The sequence below is a fragment of the Pseudonocardia sp. NPDC049635 genome, from assembly GCF_040659795.1.
GTDB lineage: Bacteria > Actinomycetota > Actinomycetes > Mycobacteriales > Pseudonocardiaceae > Pseudonocardia.
This window is the reverse complement of sequence record NZ_JBFAON010000001.1, coordinates 469,252-487,276: the sequence shown is the minus strand read 5'-3', so window position 1 is coordinate 487,276 and position 18,025 is coordinate 469,252. Positions and strand designations below refer to the sequence as shown.

The 18,025-nt window shown below is 74.9% G+C and carries 17 protein-coding genes; 15 read left to right on the top strand and 2 right to left on the bottom strand.

Annotated elements, in window-relative coordinates; genetic code table 11:
- The first annotated feature begins 369 nt into the window (after positions 1 to 369).
- From AB0J24_RS02235 to AB0J24_RS02170, 14 genes are all read left to right on the top strand, one after another.
- Positions 370 to 1,218 (top strand): FAD binding domain-containing protein, encoded by an 849-nt coding sequence (locus AB0J24_RS02235; RefSeq protein ID WP_358674070.1) that lies wholly within the window; start codon positions 370 to 372, stop codon positions 1,216 to 1,218.
- Positions 1,215 to 1,796, top strand: coding sequence for a (2Fe-2S)-binding protein (locus AB0J24_RS02230; protein WP_358674067.1), 582 nt, complete (start codon positions 1,215 to 1,217; stop codon positions 1,794 to 1,796). The genes AB0J24_RS02235 and AB0J24_RS02230 overlap by 4 nt, the downstream gene beginning before the upstream one ends.
- The gene (locus AB0J24_RS02225; RefSeq protein WP_358674065.1) at positions 1,793 to 4,180 is read left to right on the top strand and encodes a xanthine dehydrogenase family protein molybdopterin-binding subunit; all 2,388 of its coding nucleotides are present in this window, start codon (positions 1,793 to 1,795) and stop codon (positions 4,178 to 4,180) included. The genes AB0J24_RS02230 and AB0J24_RS02225 overlap by 4 nt, the downstream gene beginning before the upstream one ends.
- Complete coding sequence (locus tag AB0J24_RS02220; protein WP_358674063.1) at positions 4,177 to 4,524, top strand: hypothetical protein; 348 nt, start codon at positions 4,177 to 4,179, stop codon at positions 4,522 to 4,524. Before AB0J24_RS02225 ends, AB0J24_RS02220 begins: the two co-directional genes overlap by 4 nt.
- Entirely contained in the window at positions 4,521 to 5,534 is a 1,014-nt protein-coding gene (fgd, locus tag AB0J24_RS02215) for a glucose-6-phosphate dehydrogenase (coenzyme-F420) (protein ID WP_358674061.1), read from the top strand. The genes AB0J24_RS02220 and fgd overlap by 4 nt, the downstream gene beginning before the upstream one ends.
- Positions 5,535 to 5,551: 17 nt before the next feature.
- Positions 5,552 to 6,547: an LLM class flavin-dependent oxidoreductase gene (locus tag AB0J24_RS02210; protein WP_358674058.1), complete on the top strand. Its 996-nt coding sequence runs from the start codon at positions 5,552 to 5,554 to the stop codon at positions 6,545 to 6,547.
- 31 nt (positions 6,548 to 6,578) lie between these two features.
- On the top strand, positions 6,579 to 7,037 hold the full coding sequence (locus tag AB0J24_RS02205) for a nuclear transport factor 2 family protein (RefSeq protein WP_358674055.1): 459 nt from the start codon (positions 6,579 to 6,581) through the stop codon (positions 7,035 to 7,037).
- Positions 7,034 to 7,837, top strand: coding sequence for an alpha/beta hydrolase (locus AB0J24_RS02200; RefSeq protein ID WP_358674053.1), 804 nt, complete (start codon positions 7,034 to 7,036; stop codon positions 7,835 to 7,837). Before AB0J24_RS02205 ends, AB0J24_RS02200 begins: the two co-directional genes overlap by 4 nt.
- Entirely contained in the window at positions 7,834 to 8,802 is a 969-nt protein-coding gene (locus tag AB0J24_RS02195; RefSeq protein ID WP_358674050.1) for a DUF1028 domain-containing protein, read from the top strand. Before AB0J24_RS02200 ends, AB0J24_RS02195 begins: the two co-directional genes overlap by 4 nt.
- Entirely contained in the window at positions 8,799 to 9,977 is a 1,179-nt protein-coding gene (locus AB0J24_RS02190; protein WP_358674047.1) for a M20 family metallopeptidase, read from the top strand. Before AB0J24_RS02195 ends, AB0J24_RS02190 begins: the two co-directional genes overlap by 4 nt.
- Positions 9,978 to 9,995: 18 nt before the next feature.
- Positions 9,996 to 11,099: a DUF917 domain-containing protein gene (locus AB0J24_RS02185; RefSeq protein ID WP_358674044.1), complete on the top strand. Its 1,104-nt coding sequence runs from the start codon at positions 9,996 to 9,998 to the stop codon at positions 11,097 to 11,099.
- Complete coding sequence (locus AB0J24_RS02180; protein ID WP_358674042.1) at positions 11,096 to 12,568, top strand: hydantoinase/oxoprolinase; 1,473 nt, start codon at positions 11,096 to 11,098, stop codon at positions 12,566 to 12,568. Before AB0J24_RS02185 ends, AB0J24_RS02180 begins: the two co-directional genes overlap by 4 nt.
- On the top strand, positions 12,565 to 14,181 hold the full coding sequence (locus AB0J24_RS02175) for a helix-turn-helix domain-containing protein (protein WP_358674039.1): 1,617 nt from the start codon (positions 12,565 to 12,567) through the stop codon (positions 14,179 to 14,181). The genes AB0J24_RS02180 and AB0J24_RS02175 overlap by 4 nt, the downstream gene beginning before the upstream one ends.
- Before the next feature lie 261 nt (positions 14,182 to 14,442).
- Complete coding sequence (locus tag AB0J24_RS02170) at positions 14,443 to 16,173, top strand: helix-turn-helix domain-containing protein (protein WP_358674036.1); 1,731 nt, start codon at positions 14,443 to 14,445, stop codon at positions 16,171 to 16,173.
- On the opposite strand, the gene AB0J24_RS02165 is transcribed toward AB0J24_RS02170, so the two are convergent.
- On the bottom strand, positions 16,104 to 17,288 hold the full coding sequence (locus tag AB0J24_RS02165) for a CoA transferase (protein WP_358674034.1): 1,185 nt from the start codon (positions 17,286 to 17,288) through the stop codon (positions 16,104 to 16,106). The genes AB0J24_RS02170 and AB0J24_RS02165 overlap by 70 nt on opposite strands.
- A gap of 127 nt (positions 17,289 to 17,415) precedes the next feature.
- Here AB0J24_RS02165 and AB0J24_RS02160 point away from each other — a divergent pair, with 127 nt between their 5' ends.
- Positions 17,416 to 17,643: a hypothetical protein gene (locus tag AB0J24_RS02160; protein WP_358674031.1), complete on the top strand. Its 228-nt coding sequence runs from the start codon at positions 17,416 to 17,418 to the stop codon at positions 17,641 to 17,643.
- Here AB0J24_RS02160 and AB0J24_RS02155 read toward each other — a convergent pair.
- The gene (locus AB0J24_RS02155; RefSeq protein ID WP_358674028.1) at positions 17,589 to 17,984 is read right to left on the bottom strand and encodes a YchJ family metal-binding protein; all 396 of its coding nucleotides are present in this window, start codon (positions 17,982 to 17,984) and stop codon (positions 17,589 to 17,591) included. The genes AB0J24_RS02160 and AB0J24_RS02155 overlap by 55 nt on opposite strands.
- Positions 17,985 to 18,025 lie beyond the last annotated feature (41 nt).

Below are 18,025 nucleotides of genomic sequence, written 5' to 3'. Positions count from 1 at the left end.
TGGGCCGGGCCCGGTCAGCGTGGGCGTCCGGGGACGCGGAGGTCCAGGCCGTGCGGGAAGGATCCACCGCCGTCACGCGTCGGGCCGGGCCGGATTCGGCCACGGTGCACAACCCGGACGGGCGTGGAGTGGGCACGGTGGCCCCATGATCGCCGTCACGGTGCGTCCGACCGCGCGGATCGCGGCCCGGTGCACCGGCGCGGTGATCTTCGGGGGACGGCGGACAGCACCGTGCACACCGCGGTCCCCGGAGGTTTGTCCGCGACGCCGAAGCGTCGCCGACCCCGCCACTCCTAGTTTCGGATCCCGACACCGGTCGGACACCGCGCCGCCCACCACCACCTGGCGTCCCCGCCCCTGGGAGGGTCCATGCGTCCTGCCCCGTTCCGCTACCGGGAACCCCGTTCCCTCGACGAGGCGTGTGCCGTGCTCGCCGCCGAGCCGGGTGATGTCGCCGTGCTCGCCGGTGGCCAGAGCCTGGTACCCCAGCTCAACGCCCGCACCCGCACACCGGGTCTGGTGCTCGCGATCGGCCGCGTCCCGGAGCTCGGCGGCGTGACCCTGGACGGCGACCGGCTGCGGATCGGTGCGGCCGTGACCCAGCGGACGGTGCAGCACGACCCGCTCGCCGCGCGGGTCCCGGTGCTGGTGGAGGCGCTCGGGCACGTCGGGCACGTCCCCACCCGCAACCGCGGCACCGTCGGCGGGAGCATCGCGTTCGCCGACCCGGCCGCGGAGCTACCGTTGGTGCTGCTCGCACTGGGCGGTGTCGCGGTCGCCCACTCGGCCTCGGGACAGCGCCGCATCCCGGCCGCGGAGCTGTTCACCGGCCCGTTCCGCACGAGCCTGCGTCCTGACGAGCTGCTCACCGCCGTGGAACTGCCCGTCCCGGCGCACCCGTGGGTGTTCGAGCAGCGGCACTTCCGGCGGCACGCGAAGGTCTCCGCGGTCGCCGGGCACGGCCCGGACGGCGCACTCACGGTCGCCGTGACCGGTGTCGGCGGCACCCCGGTCGTCGTGCCCACGCCGGGCGCCGGCGGTGCCGGGGACGCCGACGCGGTCGCGGCTGCGGCGACCGACCTGGTCCTGCCGAACGGGGACCGCTACGGCTCGGTCGCGTACCGGCGGCGCCTGGTCGCCGTCGCGGTCGCCGCCGCGCTGAGCCGGGTCACCCCCGACCCCACCCACCACACGCCCTCCCGGGAGGAGGCCGCATGACCACCACCGATCTTCCCACCACCGCACCCGCCCGCCCCACCGGGGAACGGGTGCTGACCATGCAGGTCAACGGCGAACCGGTCGCCGCGCTCGCCGAGCCGCGGACCAACCTCGCCGACTTCCTGCGCGAACGGGCCGGTCGCACCGGCACCCACACGTCGTGTCACCAGGGCTGGTGCGGGGCATGCACGGTGCTCGTCGACGGCGAGTCGGCGCGGTCCTGCCTGACTCTGGCGGTCCAGGCGGACCGGGCCGAGATCACCACCGTCGAGGGGATCGAGGACCCTGACGGCACGTTGTCGCGCTTCCAGCAGGCGCTGATCGACCACACCGGCTTCCAGTGCGGGTTCTGCACACCGGGTTTCGTCGTGCTCGGCACCGAGATCATCGCCGAGGCCCGGGCGGGCGCCCGGTTCGACCGTGCGGAGCTGCTCCGCAGGCTCTCGGCGAACATCTGCCGTTGCACCGGCTACGCCGGGATCGTCGACGCCCTGGAGTCGGCCCTGGCGTCGGCCCTGGAGGACCCGGACCCGGCCGAGCAGGCCGGCCGGCACGGCAGCGGGGAGGCGGGCGCGTGACCGTCACCGAGCAGTCGACCGGCGGGTACGTCGGTCGCAGCATCCCCAGCCGTACCGGCGACCGGTTCGTCCGCGGTGCCGGACGCTACGTCGACGACGTGCACCACAACCGCGAGGCCACCATGGTCGTGCTGCGCAGCCCGCACGCGCACGCCCGGATCGTCTCCGTCGACACCGCCGCGGCCCGGGCGATCGACGGGGTGTACGCCGTCGTCACCGGTGCCGAGCTGTTCGACGAGATCGGCCCCCAGCAGTACCTGTGGGACCTGCCCGGGCAGAAGACCGGGCACGGCAGGCCGCTCACCGTCGACAAGGTCCGCCACGTCGGCGAGCCGGTGGCCGTCGTCGTCGCCCGGGACCAGTACGTCGCCGAGGACGCCCGGGACGCCATCGAGGTCGTCTACGAGCCGCTGCCCGCGGTGACCACGGTGGACCAGGCGCTCGCCCCCGACGCGCCGCTGCTGCACGAGGAGTGGGGGGACAACGTCCAGGTCCGGGCGGCCTGGCCGGTCGCGATCCCCGGGCTGCCCGAACCGCCGGACGCGGCCGCCGCCCTCGTCGGTGCGCACACCGTCGTGCGGGAGACGTTCACGACCTCCCGGATCCTGGCCAACTCGATGGAGACCCGCGGTGTGGTCTGCGACTACGACCCGACCGGGCCGCGGTTGACCATCCACACCTCCACTCAGTCGCCGCACCAGATCCGGGAGGGCGTCGCGGCGATGCTCGGTGTGCCGGAGAACCGGATCCGGGTGATCGCCCCGGACGTCGGCGGCGCCTTCGGGATGAAGGCGGTGCTGTACCCGGAGGAGGTGCTCGTCCCCTACTTCGCGTTGCGCCTGCGCCGCCCGGTGCGGTTCACCGAGCAGCGCGACGAGGCGTTCGTCGCCTCCACCCCGTCCCGGGACCAGCGGATGGAGCTCGAGATCGGGTTCGACGCCGACGCCCGGATCGTCGGGCTGCGTGCCCGCTACCTGATCGACCTCGGCAGCGCCCCGTCGACCTGCGGTGCCGGCACCGGCTGGGCCACCGGTGCGCTGCTGTGCGGGCCGTACGCGGTGCCCGCGGTGGACATCCAGGCGACCGCGGTGGTCACCAACAAGACACCGCTCGGCGCCTACCGCGGTTTCGGCCAACCGGAGGCGAACTTCCCGATGGAGCGGCTGCTGGATCTCGCGGCGCCGCAGCTCGGGCTCGACCCGGTGGAGCTGCGGCGGCGCAACCTCGTCCCGCCCGACGCGTTCCCCTTCACCACCGCCACCGGGCAGCTCCTCGACTCCGGTGACTACCCGCAGATGCTGGGGATGGCCCTGGACCGGCCCGCCTACGCCGAGATGCTGCGCGAGCGGGACCAGATCCGTGCCGCCGGGCGCCCGGCCGGGATCGGGGTCGCGTTCTTCAACGAGTGCACCAACTTCGGCCCGTCCGGCGTGTTCCCGCTGATCGGGATCACCACCGGCGGCTGGGACGCCACCTCGGCGACCGTCGAGCCGGACGGCCGGGTGCGGGTGGTGTCCAGCCAGACCCCGATGGGGCAGGACCTGGAGACCGCGTTCGCCCAGCTCGCCGCGGACCGCTTCGGCGTGCCGCTGGACCACGTCACCGTCCGGTTCGGCGACACCGACTCCAGCCACTACACCGCCTACGCCAGCGGGGCCAGCCGGGCCGCCGGGATCGGTGGCTCCTCGCTGATCCTGGCCGCGGACAAGGCGGTCGACAAGATGCGCCGGATCGCCGCCCACCTGCTGGAAGCCGATCCCGACGACGTCGAGCATGCCGACGGGGAGTTCCGGGTGCGCGGAGCCGGGGCGACCGGCCTGAGCTACGCCACCGTCGCCGCGGCCGCCTACCAGGGCGGCAACCTCCCGGAGGGGATGGAGCCCGGGCTGGAGACGCTCGGCGCGTTCGACCCGCAGGCCCTCGCGTTCTCCTACGGCGTCGTCGTCGCACTCGTCGACATCGACCCGGACACCGGTCAGGTCCGGGTCCCGCGGATGGTCTTCGGCCACGACTGCGGGACCCAGCTGAACCCGCGGATCGTCGACGCCCAGATCGTCGGCGGGGCGCTGCAGGGCCTGGGCGCCGCGCTCACCGAGGAGATCGTCTACGACGAGAGCGGGCAGCCGGGTGCCGTCGGGTTCGCCGACTACCTGATGCCGATCGCCCCGGAGATCCCCGAGCTGGACGTGTTCCACACCGTCACGCCGACCCCGTTCGCGCTCAACGGCGCCAAGGGGGTCGGGGAGAGCGGGGTGATCGCGGCGCCGTCGGCGATCGCGAACGCCGTACAGGACGCGCTGCCCGCCGGTGCGACGCCGCTCACCTCCATCCCGGTGCTGCCCGAGCGGGTGCTCGCCGGACTGGCCGAGGAACCGGCCCGATGAGCCAGACCGGTCAGACCGTCGTCGCCCTGACCACGCTCACCGACGAGAGCGTGCGCGCGGACTACGAGCGCTGGCTGGAGGAGGTGGGCGCCCCCACCGCCGCCGCGATGCCGGGCGTCCTCAGCTTCCGGGTGCTGCGGATGGAGGGCCCGGTGCTCGACGGCGCCGACGTCCCGGCACACCACTACCCGGAGCTGATCGAGGTCGCCGACCTCGACGGGTTCCGCACCGCGATGGCCGGGCTACCGGCGAGCTTCCACGAGTCGTTGCGCACCTACATCGGTGCGACGGCCGTCGCGCACGCCGTCCCGGTCGTCGACCAGGAGACAGGAGGGACCGCGTGACCGAGTCGGAACTGGTGCTGGGGTACAAGGCCTCGGCCGAGCAGTTCGGCCCCCGCGAGCTCGTCGAGCTCGCCGTGCTCGCCGAGGAGCGCGGCATGGCGAGCGTGCTGGTCAGTGACCACTTCCAGCCCTGGCGGCATCGCGGCGGGCACGCCCCGTTCTCGATGGCCTGGATCGCCGCGGCCGGCGAGCGCACCTCCCGGGTCACCCTCGGGACCAGCGTGCTCACCGCGACGTTCCGGTACAACCCGGCGGTCGTCGCGCAGGCGTTCGGCACCCTCGGTGCGCTGTACCCGGGGCGCGTGCTGCTCGGCGTCGGCACCGGGGAGGCGCTGAACGAGGTGGCGGTGGCCCGGCTGCAGTGGCCCGAGTTCCGGGAGCGGTTCGCCCGGATGCGGGAGGCGATCGACCTGATCCGGGCACTGTGGAGCGGCGAGCGGGTCACCGTCGACGGCGAGTACTACCGCACCGTCGACGCGACCGTCTACGACCGCCCCGAGGTCCCGGTCCCGATCTACGTCGCGGCCGGGGGCCCGGTCGTGGCGCGCTACGTCGGGCGGGCCGCCGACGGGTTCATCTGCACCAGCGGCAAGGGGATGGACCTCTACACCGAGAAGCTGCAGCCGGCCGTCGACGCGGGCGCCGAGGCGGCCGGGCGGCGGCGCATCGACGTCGATCGCATGATCGAGATCAAGGTCTCCTACGACCCGGATCCCGACGCGGCGCGGGAGAACACCCGGTTCTGGGCGCCGCTGTCGCTGCGCCCGGAGCAGAAGCACGGCATCTCCGACCCGCTGGAGATGGAACGGGTCGCCGACGAGCTGCCGATCGAGCAGATCGCGTCCCGCTGGATCGTCGCGTCCGACCCGGACGAGGTCGCCGAGCGGGTCCGCCCCTACGTCGACGCCGGATTCCGGCACCTGGTGCTGCACGCACCGGGACACGACCAGCAGCGGTTCCTGCAGCTGTTCGACAAGGACCTGGCCCCGCGGCTGCGGGCGCTGGGCTGAACCAGGAGTTGAGGATCATGACCAACCGGATCGGCCTGCTGCTCGGCAGCACGACACCACCGGAGGACATCGCCCGGCTGGCCCGCGAGGTGGAGGAGCGCGGCTTCGGGGAGCTCTGGATCCCGGAGGACTACTTCTTCCTCGGCGGCATCGCCGCCTCGGCGATCGCGCTCGGCGCCACCGAACGGATCCCGGTCGGGATCGCGGTGGTCTCGTCGATGGTGCGCCACCCCGCGCTGCTGGCGATGGAGGCCGCCACCCTGGCCCGCGCCTACCCCGGCCGGTTCAAACCCGGTGTCGGGCACGGAGTCCCGGCCTGGACCGCCCAGATGGCGCTCACCGTGAAGTCGCCCATGTCGGCGCTGCGCGAGACCCTCACCGGTGTGCGGTCGCTGCTGGCCGGGGAGAAGGTCGACGACGAGGGCCGGGTGCACTCCTACCGCGAGGTCACCCTCACCCACCCGCCGGCGCAGCCGCCGCAGCTCTACACCGGTGTGCTGGGCGACAAGGGCATCGCACTGACCGGTGAGCTGGCCGACGGCATCGTCGTCAGCGTGCTCGCCACCCCGGACTACGTGCGCTCCACCCGGGAGAAGCTGGACGCCGCCGCCGATGCCGCGGGCCGCGACATCCGGCCCGAGCAGGTCGTCCTGGTCGCGATGAACCTGACCGGCGACCCGGCCCGGGCGGCCGAGGTACGCGAGCAGATCAAGCCGGTGCTCGCGTTCTACGTCGCCGCCACCGGCCCGTGCCCGCTGTTCGCCTCGATCGGGGCGAACGAGGCGATCGCCGACATGATCGCCCGCGGCGGCGCCGAGACCGTCGCCGCCGAGATGCCCGACGAGTGGGTCGACGCGTTCAGCGTCACCGGCGGCCCGGACGAGGCCCGGGCCGGGATCCGGGCCCTGCTCGACGCCGGCGCCGACAAGGTCGTCGTCGTGCCGGTGGTGGCCGACAACGCCGAGGAGACCCTCGCGACCGTCGCCGGTCTCGTCCCCGACTTCACGTCCTGACCCCCGACCCCGACAACCAGGAGAGATCACCATGAGCAACGCCGACGACGTCGCCGCCGTCCGGGCCGTCCACGACGGCTGGTTCGCCGCCAACGTCGGACTCGACGTGGACAAGATGCTGCCCTACTTCCCGGTCGGCGACGGCTACCTGCAGTTCAACCTGAACGGCTTCGTCTACCGCGGCGCCGCCGACAAGGCGAAGCTGTGGCGCAACCTCAGCTCGATCGGCGTCACGATCACCCGGATCGAGGACGTGACCGAGCCCGAGATCCAGGTCTTCGGCGACGTGGCCCTGCTGACCTCGGAGGGCGAGGCCGAGCTGGTGCTGCCCTCCCCGACCGGCAAGCTGGAGTCGAGCGGGGCGACCCGGTTCCGCAACACCGAGTTCCTGCGCCGCGACGACGGCGCCGGGAACGCCGAGTGGCGGATCTGGCACATGCACATCAGCGAGTCCGCCCCCGAGGGGCAGCTGAAGTACGGCACCGAATGAGCGGCGTCGCGACGTCGACCCGCACCGTGGACGGCCCGGCCGGGCCGCTCACGGTGCGGGTCACCGGTGAACCCGTCACCGAGGGCACGCTCGTCCTGGTGCACCCGATCAACACCGCGGGCTCGGTGTGGGGGCACGTCACCGCGGCGCTGGACGTGCCGACGGTGGCGCTGGACCTGCGCGGCCACGGCACGTCCACCACCGCCGGGCCGTTCTCGATCGAGGACGGCTGGCTCCCCGACGTGATCGCCGTGCTCGACGCGCTCGAGCTGCGGGCGGTGCACCTGGCGGGCGGCTCGCTGGGCGGGTCGATCGCCCTGGCCGCCGCGGCGCTGCACCCGCAGCGGGTGCTCTCGGTCGCCACGTTCGGCTCCACCCTCGGGGTGGGCGCACCGGACGAGGCCATCGAGGCGATGGTGTCCGAACTGACCGCGCAGGGCACCGCCGGCTACTTCGCCGGGCTGCTGCCGAACATCGTCGGCAGCGCGTTCCGGACCGAGCCGCGGGTCGTCGAGGGGCTGGCCGAGGCGGCGGGCACCCGCGACGAGTCCGTCGTCGCGGCGATCCTGCACGGTGCGTTCCGGGCCGACATCCGGCACCTGGCCGGGCGGGTCGGGGTCCCGGTGCTGGCCGCCACCGGTACCGAGGACCCGACCTGCCCACCGGAGATGACCGCGGAGATCGCGGCCGCGACCGGCACCGAACCGGTGTTCCTCGACGGCGTCGGGCACCTGCCGATGCTGGAGCGGCCCGAGCAGGTCGCCGCACTGATCACCCAGCACGTGGAGGCCACCCGGTGACCTACTCGATCGTGGCGCGCTGTCCCCGCACCGGGGCGCTGGGGGTCGCCGCCCAGTCACACTTCTTCGGGGTCGGGCGGCTCGTCGGCTGGACCGAGCCCGGCGTCGCAGCGGCGGCCACCCAGGCGTTCGTCGAGGTGGCGCACGGTCCCGGCGCGCTGGACCTGATCCGGTCCGGCGCGTCGGCCGCCGACGCGGTCGCTGCACTCGTCGCGTCCGATCCGGACGCCGGCTACCGCCAGCTCGGTGTGGTCGACGCCGGCGGCGGCGCCGCCTCGCACACCGGTGACCGGTGCGCCCCCGCAGCCGGCGGGGCCACCGGGGACGGCGTCGCCGTGCAGGGCAACATGCTCGGCTCGGCGCAGGTCTGGCCCGCGATGCTCGACGCCTACCACGGTGCCTCCGGTGAGCTGGCCGACCGGCTGCTCGCCGCGATGGTCGCCGCCGAGGCGGCGGGCGGCGACGTGCGCGGATCGCAGTCGGCGGTGCTGAAGGTCGTCACCGGCACCCGCACCGACCGTCCGTGGGAGCAGACCCTGGTCGACCTGCGCATCGACGACCACCCCGATCCGGTCGGCGAGCTGGGCAGGTTGCTGCCCCGGCAGCGGGCGTTCGACCTGATCGGAGGTGTGATCTTCGAGCGGGGCCTGACCCTCGGGCCGTTCACCGGGGTGTCCGCGGACGAGCTGGCGGACCGGCTGGACGGGCTGGCCAGGGCCGCCGAGCTGCTCGGGCCGGACAACCGGGAGGCGGACTTCTGGCGGGCGCTGCTGATGGCGCGCAGCGGCGACACCGACGGGGCGCGGGCACTGTTCACCGACCTGTTCCGGGCCCGGCCGCAGCTGCGCGGGTTCCTCGACGGGATCGCGCCGCTCGGCTTCCTGGACAGCACGGCGTTCCTCGACACCCAGCCGGACACCCTGCCGGACACCGCGGCCGACGCCCGTCCCGGCGGCCGCCGGTGACCGCCGTGCACACCTGTGCGGACCGGGCCCGGGCGGCGGTCGACACCGACCGCTGCACCGACCTGACGGTGGCGATGGTGCAGTGCGACACCCGTAACCCGCCGGGTGGCGAGACCGCGATCGTCGGGCTGCTCCGCGACGTGCTGCACGGGCTCGGCGCCCGCACCGAGGTGTTCGAACCCGCGCCGGGCCGCCCGTCGGTGCTGGGCACGCTCGGCGCGGGCGACGGCAGCCGCCCGACCCTGCTGGTGAACGGGCACATCGACGTCGTCGCGTTGCGGGCGGCCGACTGGTCGGTGCCGCCGTTCGGCGGGGTGGTGCGCGAGGGCCGGGTGTACGGGCGCGGCGCCTGCGACATGAAGGGCGGTATCGCCGCCGCGATCGAAGGCGTCCGCGCCTGCCAGGACGCGGGCGTCGAACTGCCGTGTGACCTGCAGTTCCATCTGGTCGCCGACGAGGAGACCGGTGGCCGGTGGGGGACTGCCGCACTGGTGGCGGCCGGCCGTATCGCCGCGGACGCGGCGATCGTCCCGGAGCCGAGCGAGCTCGGCGTCGGCGTCGCCGAACGCGGCGCGCTGCTCGCCGAGGTGCGGGTCCGCGGACGCGCCGCGCACGGCGGTGACCCGGCGGCCGGGCACTCCGCGATCGCCGACGCGGCCCGGCTGGTGCAGGTGCTGCACCTGGCGGACTTCGGCACCGAGGCGCACCCGCTGCTGGGGGACCCGACCTGCAACGTGGGCACCATCTCGGGCGGCTCGATGCCCAACATCGTCGCCGACGAGGCGACCCTGCGGGTGGACCGGCGGGTGCTGCCCGGCTGGACCGAGGAGCAGGTGCTGGCCGGGCTCGGCGAGGTGCTGCGGCGCGCCGGCCCGGGGATCGACCACACCGTCGAGACACTGGCCTTCATCGAGGGCTCGGAGCTGGACCCGGAGCACCCGTTCGTGCACCGGGTGCGCGCCGCGGCCGGGGGCGCGCCGGTGCGCGGGCTGAACCTGGGCACCGACGCCCGGTTCCTGCGCAACGACCTCGGCATCCCGGCGGTGGTCTACGGTCCTGGTTCGATGACCGTCGCGCACACCGCCGACGAGTACGTGCCGGTCGACGAGCTGTCGGCGGCCGCCCGTACGTTCGCCGCCGTGTACGCGGGTTTCGGGGTGACCGACCCGGTGTGAGAAGGGTGGAGCACGGCGATGCGGTGGACCACCGGGGACTGGCGCACCGAGGGTTGGATCACCGACGAGGACGTCGACGACGTCGTCGGCGGCGCGGTGGTGCTGGGCAGCGGCGGCGGGGGAGATCCCTACCTGCCCCGGCAGATGCTGCGCGCCGCACTGCGCCGGCACGGCCCGGTCCCGCTGGTGGACGCCGCCGACCTCCCGCCGGAGTCGCTGGTGCTGCCCGTGCTGTCGGCGGGCACCCCCTCGGTGCTGGTCGAGATGTTCCACGGCGAGCACGAGAGTGCCCGGCTGCGGGCGCTGTTCGAGACGATCGCCGACGGCACCTGCTCGGCGGTGCTGCCGGTCCAGCTCGGTGCCGTCAACGCGATCGCGCCGATCGTGACCGCCGCCCAGCTCGGCCTGCCCTGCGTGGACGCCGACGCGATGCGCCGCTGCCTGCCGATGATCGAGGCCACGCTGCTCACCCTGGCCGGCCTGACCGCGTCCCCGGTGGTGGTGGTCGACTCCCGCGGTACCTCGGCGGTGCTCTCCGCCGACGACGCGGGCACGGTGTCGCGGTTGCTGCGCAGCGCGATGCCGCACATGGGGCTGGTCGCGCTGATCAGCGCCTACCGGCTGACCGCCGAGGAGTGCGCCCGGCTCGCGCCGCGCGGCGGGCTCACCGAGTGCGTGCGGATCGGCCGCGCGCTGCGCTCCGCGGCCGTCGGGGATCCCGGGCCGCTGCTGGCGGAGACCGGCGGCCGGTTGCTGTTCTCCGGGGTCGTCCGGGAGCTGGTGCACCGCACCACCGACGGTTTCCCGCGCGGGGTGGTCAGCATCGAGTCGGACCCGCCGTACGACCGGCGGGGCGCGCGGATGCTGCGGGTCGACTTCCAGAACGAGAACCTGGTCGCGTCCTGCGACGGCGTGGTGATGGTGACGGTGCCGGACGTGATCGACCTGATCGACCGGGACACCGGCGCGGTGCTGCAGACCGTGGACGTCGTCGTCGGTCAGCAGGTGCACGTGGTCGCGCTGCCGGTCGACGAGCGCTGGCACCGGCCCGAGGGTTACGCGCTGGCCGGTCCGCGCGCGTTCGGCCTCGACGTCGACCCGGTCCGGGTCGGGGCGCCGTGAGCGGCACCAGGCTGCTGCGGATCGGGATCGATCTCGGCCCGGGCGCGGCGACCGCGGTGCTGGTCGGTGCCGACGACCGGATCCTCGCCCGGTGCACGCTCCCGGCGGACCCGGCCGGGTTGACAGAACCCAGGGACCCGCCGGCCCCGCCAGGCCCGAGCGACCCACCGGCTCCGACCGACCTGGCAGGTACGACCGACCTGACAGTCCCGGCAGGTCTCGTGCGCCGGCTGGTGGCCGGACTGCTGCCACCCGATCCCGGACCGGTGCGCGCGGTGGTCAGCTGCCCGGGCCCGGCCGACCTGCTCGGCGACCCCGCCGTGCTGGACCGGGTCGGGGTGCTGCGGATCGGCGCCCCGGCGACGACCGGGGTGCCACCGCTGACCGGCTGGCCGGACGACCTCGCCGACGCCGTGTGCGGGCCGGTCGCGGTCGTCGGCGGCGGCTACCTGCACGACGGTTCGGAGATCGCGCCCCTGGACACCGGTGCGATCGGCGCGTTCGCCCGCCGCTGCGCGGGCCGGGTCGCGGCGGTCGCGGTCGCGGCGGTCTCCGGGCATCTCGACCCGGGGCACGAGCAGCGGGCCGCCGCGCTGCTCGGCGCGGTGCTGGGCCCGCAGGTGCCGGTGGTCACCGCGCACCCCTACGGGGGCGTCGGCCTGCTGGAGCGGGAGAACACCGCGGTGCTCGACGCGGCACTGGCCCGCCGGGCCGGCGCGCTCACCGCGGCGTTCGCCGACGAGCTGGCATCCCTCGCCGGGCCGGACGCCGAGCTCTTCCTGATGGACGGCGGGGGGCACGTGCTCAGCCCGGACGTGGCCGCGGCGCACCCGTTGCTGCTGCTCGGAGCCCCGCACGCCACCACCCGTGCCGGGGCGGCCCGGCTCAGTGGATCACCGACCCTGGTCGTGCTGGACACGCGCGCCGACGGCATGCGGATCGGCGGCCTCGACGGCGGGCTGGTGCCCGACACCGGCACGTTCCGGGAGGTCCGCGGTGTCCGGCTGGCGGTGCGGACCGACCGCGTCGTGCACGTACGACCGGACGCCGCCGTGGGCCGGGCGGCGCTGCTGGAACGGGTCCGGGCCGGGATCCTGCGCGTCGGCGCCGCTCTCGGGGACGCACCGGTCGCGGTCGCGGGAACCCCCGGTGCGGTGCCGGTCCCGCCGGAGGCGGAACGTCCGGCGGAGGCGGAGTCGGCCGCCGCGTACGGTGCCGCCACCGCGGAGGCCTCGGCCACCGTCGACCGGCTGTTCCGGTTCGCCGACGGCTCCCTCGCCGAGGGGGTGCGGTTGGCCCGGCGGGCCGCCCGTGACGGTGCCGTCCGCGCGGGTGCCGACCCGCGCCGGGTGCGGGTCGGCGCGGTGCGCGAGATGGCGATGACCTACGTGCCGATGCCGTGCGTACGGCTGCGGGTGACGGCGACCGGTCCGCTGGTGGATCCGTCGGCGACGGGAGAGGCGTGGTGAGCGGATCGACGGTCACACTGGGCAGGCTGCTCGCGACCGGGTTGCTGCGCGGGCACGAGGTGCTCGGCGGTGCCGGCGGACTGGACCGTGCGGTGCGGATGGTCGTGCCGGGCGGGTCGGTGCACGCCATCGAGGATCTCGCTCCCGGCAGCGTGGTGGTCTTCGGGCCGGAGCAGCTGGCCCTGGACCTTCCCGGTGCGGACCTCGCGCTGCGGCTCGCGCACGGTGCCGGGATCGCCGGGATCCTCGCGCAACGGCCCGGTGCGGCCGTCCCGCTCGCCACCCGCAGGCTCGCCGACCGGCTCGCCGTCCCGCTGGTCGTGCTCGACGAGATCGCGCCGGCGTCGGTGGCCGCCGCGTTCGATCCCTACGTCCGTGCCCCGGAGATCGCCGGGCTGCGGATCCTCGGGACGACCGCGCAACGCTTCCAGGCACCGTCTGCGGACGCCGGACGCCTCACCAGGACCCTTGCGCAGGCCCTCGGCGGACCGGTGGCACTGGTCGACGCGGAGTCCCGTTTCGTCGCCGGTGAGCCCGCCGTCCGGGATCTGATGGACCGGCCCGACGTGCGGATGCACCTGAGCGCGGCCCGTCCGACGGCCGGCACCTTCGGGGTCGGCGACGGGGACGCGGTGCTCGTCCAGCCGGTCCAGCTCGATCCGGACGCTCCGGCGAACTTCTGGCTCGCCGCCCGGTTGCAGACGGTCACCGGCGCACTGCTGGAACCGATCCGCCAGTCGATGGCGATCGCGGCACTGTCCTACACCGCCTATGTCGCCCGCACTGCGGCCTCGTTGGAGCGGGCCGGACGGCGCCGCTCGTTGCTGCTCGGTGAGCTGCTGGATCAGGGGGACACTCCGTCGCCGCGCGCTGTGGAGCAGGCGACCGCGCTCGGTTGGCGATTGGCGGGCAGGCACACGGCCGTGCAGATCGCGGCGCGGCCCGGCAGCGCCGAGCTGCGGTCCGGCGAACCGGTGGCCGACCTCGACGAGCGCCTCGCTGCGCACGGCATGCCGATGGGGCTGGTCGAGCGGCCCGACGGATGGGTGCTGTGGGCGACCACCGAACCGTCCGGCACCGTGCCGGAGGGCCCGGACCGGGCGGCCGCCGCGGTGCGCGACGCCGTCCGGGAGGCGTTGCTGTCGGTCGAGGCGGACCGGCCGGGCCTGCGGCTGTGCGCCGGGATCGGCGGCACCCGTGAGGGACTGTCCGGGTTGCGCAGCTCGCTGGAGGAGGCCCGCCGGGGTTGTCTGCTGGCCGGGACCGAGGACGGGCCGGCGGCCGTCGAGCACGTCGACGGGGTCAGCATGAAACGGATGCTGGTCGGCTGGTACAGCTCGCCCGCTCTGCGGTCGGTGGCGGCCGAGGTGCTGACCCCGCTGCTGGAGGCCGATCCGCACGGCGAGCTCGTCCGGACCCTGCGCGGCTACCTGGACCGGGAGTCCTCGGCGACCGACACGGCGGCCGCGCTCGGGGTGCACCGCAACACCGTGATGCAGCGGCTGGAGCGGATCCGGGACCTGCTCCCGGTCGACCTCGACGACCCGGACGACCGGATCGTGGTGCACCTGGCGACCCGGGCGCTGGGTGTGGCGTGGGACCGGTCCGACTGACCGTCCCGTCGGCCCCCGGGTGTGGTGCACGACGCAGCGGTGGACCGTGTCGGGCGGGCTACACTCCTGTCACGTCCATGTGTCCGGCCGGGTGCCCGCCCCGTCACCGCCCCGCCACCGCGCCGGCGACCGGCCCGAGGTGCAGTCTGCACACTCCACCGGGCAGGCCGTGCAGTTCGCCCACAGACTCGCGGGTCGACCGTTCCTACCCTCACTCCGAGATCGCACGCCGACCGACGTGCCCGGAGAGGTGGTGACGCAGTGACCCTGACGGACCGGCGACCGGTGGAGGGTGCACCCGCCCGCACGGACCGCCACCCGGTCGTGCGGCTGGTGCCGACGGTGGACGACACCCCCGCACCACGGCTCGCCGACCTGCTCCTCGGGCCGGGGCGCGGTGTGCTCGACGTGCTCGCCGCACCGCACGGGATCGACGGCCCGCTCGGCGGGGTCACCCTCTGGGACCCGTTGTCCGGCCGCCCGTGCGGCCAGGACGACCTGTTGCTCGTGGCCGCGCCCTCGGTCGACACGCGGTTGGCCTGCCAGGCGGTCGCCGAGGCAGCCGGAGGCGGTGCCTGCGCGGTCGTCCTCAAGGGCGTCGAGGACGTCACCGCGGTCCGCGACCAGGCCCGACGGGCCGGGGTGACCGTGCTCGTCGCCGCGGACCGGGTCTGCTGGGACGACCTGTGCGTACTCGCCCGGTCGCTGGTTCCGGCGGCCCGCCTCGGACAGCGGCCCGCGATCCCGGCCGCCGACCTGTTCCCGCTGGCGGAGGCCACGGCGGCGGCCGCCGGTGGACCCGTCGAGATCGTCGACGCCGAACTGCGGACCCTCGCGCACGCCGGACTCGGGCATCTCCTCGACCCGCTGCGCGAGCGCTCGGTGCTGGACCGCCGGGCCCCCGCCGCCGTCCGCGAGTGGTTCCACGGATCCGGTGCCGCCCGCCGGTTGCTGCACCATCGCAGACCCGAACGGGTGCTGTTCCCGGGTGCGGCGCCGCGGGTGGTGGCACCGGTCGTCGTCCGGGACGCCGTCGCCGGGTACGTGATCGTCGCCGAGGGAGGCGAACCGCTGTCCGACACGGTGCCGGACGTGCTCGCCGAGGCGGCCGCCGTGGTCGCCGCCCGGATGGTGGGCGCCCCGGACGGGAGAGCCCCCGGCCCCGGCGACCTCGCCGACGAGCTGCTGCGCGGGGCGCTGTCCGGGGCCGGATCGCTGGAGGCGCTCGACGGGCCCGCCGAGTGGACCCTGGTCGCGCTCCGCCCGGCCGGTGACGGCCCGGAGCCCGCCCCGGTCCCGCTCGCCGGGGCCTGCGTGCGCATGGTGTTCCCCGGCGCGGCCCTGACCCGGCACGACGGCGCGATCTTCGTGCTGCTGCCCGGCTGGCGGGGCCGCGACGCCGCCGAACGCGACGCCGAGACAGTGCGGGACCGGCTCGCGGCGCTGTCCGGCGCCCGCCTCGTCGCCTGCGTGAGCGGCCGGGTGGACACCGACGGCGGTGTCACCGGGCTGGCCGGCCCGCTCGGCCGCGCGGCGTCGGTGCTCGCCGGCCGCGGACGGCCGTCGGTCGCGAGCCTGAGCGACCTGCGCCCCTGGGCGGTGCTCGCCGAGCTGGGGGAGATCGCCCGGGACCGGCCGGGCCTGTTCGACGGCGCACTGGACGCCTGGCTCGATCACGACCCGGACCGCCGCGCCGAGGTACTGGCCTCGCTGCTCGCCTGGTTCGATGCCGGTCGTGACGTCTCCGAGGCGGCCCGCAGGCTGTGCGTGCACCGCAACACGCTGCGCTACCGGCTGCAGCGGATCGAGGAGCGCAGCGGGATCAGCCTGGACGACCCCGTGCAGCGGTTCACCGTCGAACTGCAGGTCCGGTTGCTGGCGCTCGGCGCCGACCGCCCGGGCCGAGTCGCGCAGCCGTCCGGTCAGGGCCCGGCGAGCCAGGCCCGCACGTCGTCGGAGTCCGCACCGAGCGGAGGGGGCGAGCGGCGGTAGGACGGTGGCGTCCGCGAGTAGGTCACCGGGTTGCGGACGGTGGGCACTCCCGCCGCGTCCGGTGCCCGGACCACCGGCTCCAGGCCGAGCTGCTCGGCCAGCGCGACACCGCCGTCGACCGAGTTGATCGGTCCGCAGGGCACCCCCACCTCGGTGATCGCCGTGTACCACTCCTGGGCGGTGCGGGTGGCGAGCCGGGCCCGCAGCCGCTGCTCGATCTCGGCGCGGTGGGTGATCCGGTCCGACATCGTCGCGAAGCGCGGGTCCTCGGCCATCGCCGGGTCGCCGAGCACGGTGGCGAGCCTGCGGAACTGGCCGTCGTTCCCGGCGATGACGATGAGGTCGCCGTCCTTGCAGGGCATCGGCTGGTAGGGGAAGACGCTCGGGTGCTCGTTGCCCATCCGGTGCGGCACGGCGCCGGCGGCGACGTAGGCCTCGGTCTGGTTCACCAGGGTCGACAACGCCACCGAGAGCAGGTTCGTCTCCAGCAACTGGCCCTCACCGGTCCGTTCCCGGTGCCGCAGCGCAGCGGTGACGGCCAGCGCGGCATGCAGGCCGGTGAGCACGTCGAAGACCGCGACCCCGGCCCGGTAGGGCGGGCCGTCGGCCGGACCGGTCAGGCTCATCAGGCCCGACACCGCCTGCACCAGCAGGTCGTAACCGGGCAGGTGGGCGCCGCCGAGCGGGCCGAAACCGGAGATCGAGCAGTAGACGACCGAGGGGTTGTCCGCGGCGACCGAGGCGTGGTCGAGCCCGAAGCGGGCCATGCCGCCCGGCTTCATGTTCTCCACCAGCACGTCGGCCCGCTGCGCCAGCCGCCGGGCCACCGCGAGATCGCCGGCGTCCTTGAGGTTCAGCACGACCGACCGCTTGTTGCGGTTGATCGACAGGTAGTAGGTGGCCGTGCCGTCGTGCACGGGGGGTTTCCAGGTGCGGGTGTCGTCCCCGCCCGGGCTCTCCACCTTGATCACCGTCGCGCCGAGGTCGGCCAGCATCATGGTGGCGTACGGGCCGGCCAGCACCCGGGAGAAGTCGGCGACCAGAACTCCGTCCAGCGGGCCGCCGGCCGGGGCGTCGCCGAGATCGGGACGGTCCTGCGTCGGGGAGTGATCCACGCACCGGAACGCTATCCCGGTCCGGACGGCACGTCAGGGTGCAACCGGGCGGGCGTGGCGGGATATTGCTCACGATCGGCGTCACTGCCGATTCCGCCCGGGATCGTCGGTGGCCAGGATCGACGCCATGAGCAGCGAGGACAGCACCCTCGTCCGGATCCTGACCGGCCTGCGCCGCGCGGCCCGCGAGCTGGGCCGCGCCCAGGAGGAGCTGTGGGCGAGGCTGGAGCGCATCGACCCGCTGCCCGGTGAGAACCTGCACTGGGAACCGGGCGCCACCGGGTGGCGGCTGCACGGGGTCTACCTGCCCGACCCCGGGCCGCCGGGACCGGGATCGAGCTCACCGTCGACGTAGAACCACCGGCCGCCCTCCCGGACGAACCGGCTCCGCTCGTGCAGCGCCCCGTCCCGGCGGTGGGCGCGGAACTCGACCACACCCTCGGCGTCGAACATCGCCCCGCCGCGGCGGTCGAGGACCTCCAGCCCGGTCCACACCGAGCCCGGTTCCAGGCGGAGTGCCCGCGGCCGGGTCGAGGGGTGCCAGGTCGCCGTGAGGTGCGCCGTGTCGCCCCGGACGAGGGCGGTGTAGCGGCTGCGCATGAGGTCCTCGGCAGTCGCCGCGGGGCGGCCGTCGAGGACCGGTCCGCAGCAGGCCCGCTCCGGGCGGTCGCGGCCACAGGGACAGCTCACCGGCATCCGTCCAGTATCCGGACGATCCGGTGGCCGGGGTCCCCGGT

Excerpts from the sequence above, each read along its gene's own strand:
- AB0J24_RS02155 (WP_358674028.1), bottom strand. The coding sequence starts at position 17,984 with ATGCCGGTGAGCTGTCCCTGTGGCCGCGACCGCCCGGAGCGGGCCTGC.
- AB0J24_RS02205 (WP_358674055.1), top strand. The coding sequence starts at position 6,579 with ATGAGCAACGCCGACGACGTCGCCGCCGTCCGGGCCGTCCACGACGGC.
- AB0J24_RS02230 (WP_358674067.1), top strand. The coding sequence starts at position 1,215 with ATGACCACCACCGATCTTCCCACCACCGCACCCGCCCGCCCCACCGGG.
- AB0J24_RS02200 (WP_358674053.1), top strand. The coding sequence starts at position 7,034 with ATGAGCGGCGTCGCGACGTCGACCCGCACCGTGGACGGCCCGGCCGGG.
- AB0J24_RS02235 (WP_358674070.1), top strand. The coding sequence starts at position 370 with ATGCGTCCTGCCCCGTTCCGCTACCGGGAACCCCGTTCCCTCGACGAG.
- AB0J24_RS02185 (WP_358674044.1), top strand. The coding sequence starts at position 9,996 with ATGCGGTGGACCACCGGGGACTGGCGCACCGAGGGTTGGATCACCGAC.
- AB0J24_RS02210 (WP_358674058.1), top strand. The coding sequence starts at position 5,552 with ATGACCAACCGGATCGGCCTGCTGCTCGGCAGCACGACACCACCGGAG.
- AB0J24_RS02160 (WP_358674031.1), top strand. The coding sequence starts at position 17,416 with ATGAGCAGCGAGGACAGCACCCTCGTCCGGATCCTGACCGGCCTGCGC.
- AB0J24_RS02220 (WP_358674063.1), top strand. The coding sequence starts at position 4,177 with ATGAGCCAGACCGGTCAGACCGTCGTCGCCCTGACCACGCTCACCGAC.